This is a genomic window from Corynebacterium gottingense, assembly GCF_003693265.1.
GTDB classification, from domain to species: domain Bacteria; phylum Actinomycetota; class Actinomycetes; order Mycobacteriales; family Mycobacteriaceae; genus Corynebacterium; species Corynebacterium gottingense.
The window spans coordinates 1-3776 of the sequence record NZ_RDRE01000060.1 but is presented as its reverse complement, the minus strand read 5'-3'; the positions used below and the strand labels follow the sequence as shown (position 1 = coordinate 3776).

Genomic DNA, 3776 nt, shown 5'->3' with positions numbered 1-3776 from the left:
GAACACCAAACGTCTTCACGAGGCGTTGGACTACGCCACCCCACAAGAAGTAGAAACCGAGTATTATCTCACCGAGCCCATCAACACAGGGCCGTAAAAGAAGCGGAACCAAACCCAGGACGCTTCATATCGCTTTCAGAAATGTTGCGCTCCCGCATACGCTTGCGTGCGTGGGGCCAGATTATTAGCTCAATCGGCATCGCTAGAGACAACCTCAAATGCTAGGCGACGAGCATGCTTTCCGTCTATTCTGACAGAACACTCATAAAGCCCCAGAGTATCAATATATACAGGACCACGGAACACAAACACAGATGCTACCTTGCCGTCATAGCGAACGGCGTCATCTTCATTTTCCAACTTGAAATCGAATTCAATTTGCGGTTCATCTCTATTACTCGGGCTGGAAATCGAAATAGAGATATCAGGGGCATCATCCCCCTCTGGACGGCGGATCCGGCCTGCGATTGCTATGTCCACGACGCTAGGAAAGGTAGACGCTTTTACTTCCGTAAAACTCGCACCAATAGCAGTAATCGTTCCATGCTCGGTCTTCGCGTATTCAGCAAGAAAAGCATAGTCAAGTTCAGAAGCCATAAGCACAGTATTCCATACAGCTTCTTTCTTGGAACACCTTCAGGCTACTTACAAGTAAACTTACCTGTCCACATAGAGCCTTTCCCCCTCCCTTTGGCCGGGCGAGCATTCCTCTTCTTCAGTTTGCCCTTCCCGGCACATCCCAAACCTCCCCTGAGGTTCCCCCTACTCCGCGGACGCGGTTCAGCGCTCAAGGACCAAGAATGGGACCCAGCCTTCCGTATAGCCCCTAAACCCGCCCCTCCCCAACTACACTAGCCTCGTAAAATCCCACGCTCTCTCCCCCGTGGAGCTCCCATGCCAGATGCGCACGACCTCGAGACCCGAGTGCAGCTTCTCGAGCGCGCGCTGTCCAAACTGCTCGGTACCGAGGACTTCGAGGCCTTCCTCGCGGAACAGGATCCCGAAGCAAACAACTGCGCCGTTAAATCCAACAGCGCCAGCAACGCCAACACCGAATCTCCCGCCCCACGGCCCCCACTCGCTGCCGAAACTGCGCAAGAAACCGACACCGCAGTACAAACCGAAACTGCACCATTCGGAGCTGTAAAAGTCACCAACGTCTCCTCCCCAGACTCTAAACTCCGCTTGTTCGCGGACTACTTCCACGGCCGTGAAGACGTGTACGCCACCGCTTGGCGCAACGGCGACAAGAAGGGCTGGTCACCTGCGTCCTACGGACGCTATGACCGGAACAACCCGAACCTTAAGCCGCTCACCCCGAAGGTCCTTGAGCAGCACCTCCGCCGCGATAACGACCTCCACGTTGGCCTGTACCCACTGTGCAAGGGCGATACCTGTTTCCTCCTGGCGTGCGATTTCGATGACGCGGACTTCCGTACCGCCGCCCGCGCCTATGCCGCCACGTGCCGCAAGTTCGGCCTTGACCCGCTCATCGAGCTCTCCCGCTCCGGCACCGGCGCGCACGTCTGGCTCTTCTTTAGCGAACCCGTCCCCGCTTCTCTCGCTCGTACGGTAGGCATCGGCCTGCTGGCCAAGGCCAGCCCGAAGCAGTACTTCGCCAGCTTCGACCGCTTCTTCCCTTCCCAGGACACGCTGCCGGGCAAACGCCGCGGCTTCGGGAACCTGATCGCACTCCCACTGGCCGGTCAGCACCGCGCCGAGCAGCGAACCGTCTTCGTCAACGACGACTTCGAGTCCGCCGACGACCAGTTCGCCACCCTCACTAACACCACCAAAGCCTCCATAAAACAGCTCAAAAAGATCGCCGCGGCCCTCCAACCGGACCCGGAGACCCAGCTGCCCCAACCGCCTACCAAGGCAGAACTCAAAGCACTCAATCGCTCCGGCAAGGTCCGAGTCACTCACGATTCCCGCGTCCACATCAACCTCGAGGGCGTCGACGCCACCACCGCCACCGCCCTTCGCCACCTCGGCGCGATCCCCAACCCGCAGTTCTACATCCGCCAGGCCCAACGGCTGTCCACCTATCAAACTCCCCGTCTGATCATCCGCTTCGACGAACACGACGGCACCCTCACCCTCGACCGCGGCGCTCTCGACGACGCCATCCGCATCCTCAAAGCCGCCGGCTATACCGTGACCCGTCGCAGCAAAACCTCAAAGCCGCGCACCGTGCCCACCGAGTTCACCGGCGAACTCTATCCCGAACAGCGCACAGCCGTCGCTGCAATGCGCAAGCACCGCACGGGCATCCTCGTCGCCCCGCCCGGCGCCGGGAAAACCGTCATGGCCTGCGCACTGATCGCGCACCGCCAAGTCCCCACGGCCATCATCGTGCCCAACGTGGAGCTCGCCGCCCAGTGGCGTGACGCGCTCACTACTTTCCTCAAAGGCACCGAAGACAGCCCCACCATCGGCCAATACGGCGGCAAGGCGAAAAAGCTCAGCGGCGACATCGACATCATCACCGCCCAGTCGATCAGCCGCGCCGACTCCCGCACGGATTTCCTCGCCGACTACGGCTACGTCATCATCGACGAGTGCCACCGCGTCGGCGCCGCCGGGCTTACCCGCGTACTCGCGGATCTCAACGTCCGATTCGTCACCGGGCTTACCGCGACTCCGTTCCGCTCCGACGGTCTCGACGCGCTCCTGCCACTCATCTGCGGCCCGATCCGCCACAGCATGGAGCTCGACCGCCCCGGCCCAAAGCACTACGTGGTGCAGACCACCGAGTTCACCTTCGACGAGCCTCACCTCTACTGGCCCGACCTTGACAACGCACTTGCCGCCAATCCCGCCCGCAACGCTCTCATCGCCGAAACCATCGCCCGCGCCGCCACCAGGGGTAAGAACGTCCTCGTCCTGGTGAAGCGCCGCGAGCACATCACCACGCTCGAAACGCTCCTCGCCCGCAACCACCCGGACCTCCCCATCCCCGTCTTCACCCTTCACGGCGCGCAGCAGACGAAAGACCGCACAGCAACCCGCAGGTCGCTCACCACCGCGCCCCGTTTCGTGCTCATCGCCATGACGCAGATCGCCGGCGAGGGCATAGACCTCCCGGCTCTGGACGCCCTCGTCTTGGCCGCCCCAGTCGCGTTCAAAGGCAACATCATCCAACAGATCGGCCGCGTCACCCGCGACGCCTCAACCTCCGCCACCATCTTCGACTTCCACGACCACCGCGTGCCCGCGCTCACCGCCGCATTCCGCAAGCGCAGCCGCGTCGTGCGCCAGCAAGGCTTCACCCCAGGGCTTTCGCTTATCGACGCCTGCCCGATCCCATAAGTGACACGTGCTATGCATCATCCAACCATCCCGGACCGTCTCCATGAAGCCACGTAACAACGCTGCATTCGCCGGTGCCACCATCACTCTGCAGCCACACTGGGCGACTTTTCAACGAGCGCCAATGGGCTACACTTCGAAGTGTTTGGGCCACGTAGTTAGTAACGGCGTGGTGGGTTTCTGGTAACGCTCGGGCGGGTATCGAGTAACAGCCGAGACAGTGCGCCTTAAACGTGCCGTGGGCCCTACTAGCTGTCCGCTCAGCCGATTCGACGTGCTGAGCTACGAGCTAGCGATGTCATGTCTAGGGACTTTTTGGACAAGGAGTCCCTAGACAGAGGGTGTCAGAAAGTTTGTGTGTGAGGCTCTCATCTAGAAGGAGTTTCACCGATAATGACTACGGTGTCACCGAAGAACAACCATGACCCGGCGAGGGTCAACGAGATCAGCGAGAAGCTGATGGA

Annotated in this window: 2 protein-coding genes; one reads left to right on the top strand and one right to left on the bottom strand. The window is 60.5% G+C overall.

Annotation, left to right across the window (positions count from 1 at the left end; genetic code table 11):
• Window positions 1–189 precede the first annotated feature (189 nt).
• Entirely contained in the window at window positions 190–597 is a 408-nt protein-coding gene (locus tag EAW56_RS11280) for a DUF6941 family protein (RefSeq protein ID WP_122086630.1), read from the bottom strand.
• Window positions 598–894: 297 nt separating this feature from the next.
• On the opposite strand from EAW56_RS11280, the gene EAW56_RS11275 reads away from it, so the two are divergent.
• Window positions 895–3312, top strand: a complete 2418-nt coding sequence (locus EAW56_RS11275) for a DEAD/DEAH box helicase (protein WP_122086628.1) — start codon at window positions 895–897, stop codon at window positions 3310–3312.
• The last annotated feature ends 464 nt before the right edge of the window (window positions 3313–3776 follow it).

Bases quoted from the DNA above. Each gene is read 5' to 3' on its own strand.
- EAW56_RS11280 (WP_122086630.1), bottom strand. From the start codon at position 597: ATGGCTTCTGAACTTGACTATGCTTTTCTTGCTGAATACGCGAAGACC.
- EAW56_RS11275 (WP_122086628.1), top strand. From the start codon at position 895: ATGCCAGATGCGCACGACCTCGAGACCCGAGTGCAGCTTCTCGAGCGC.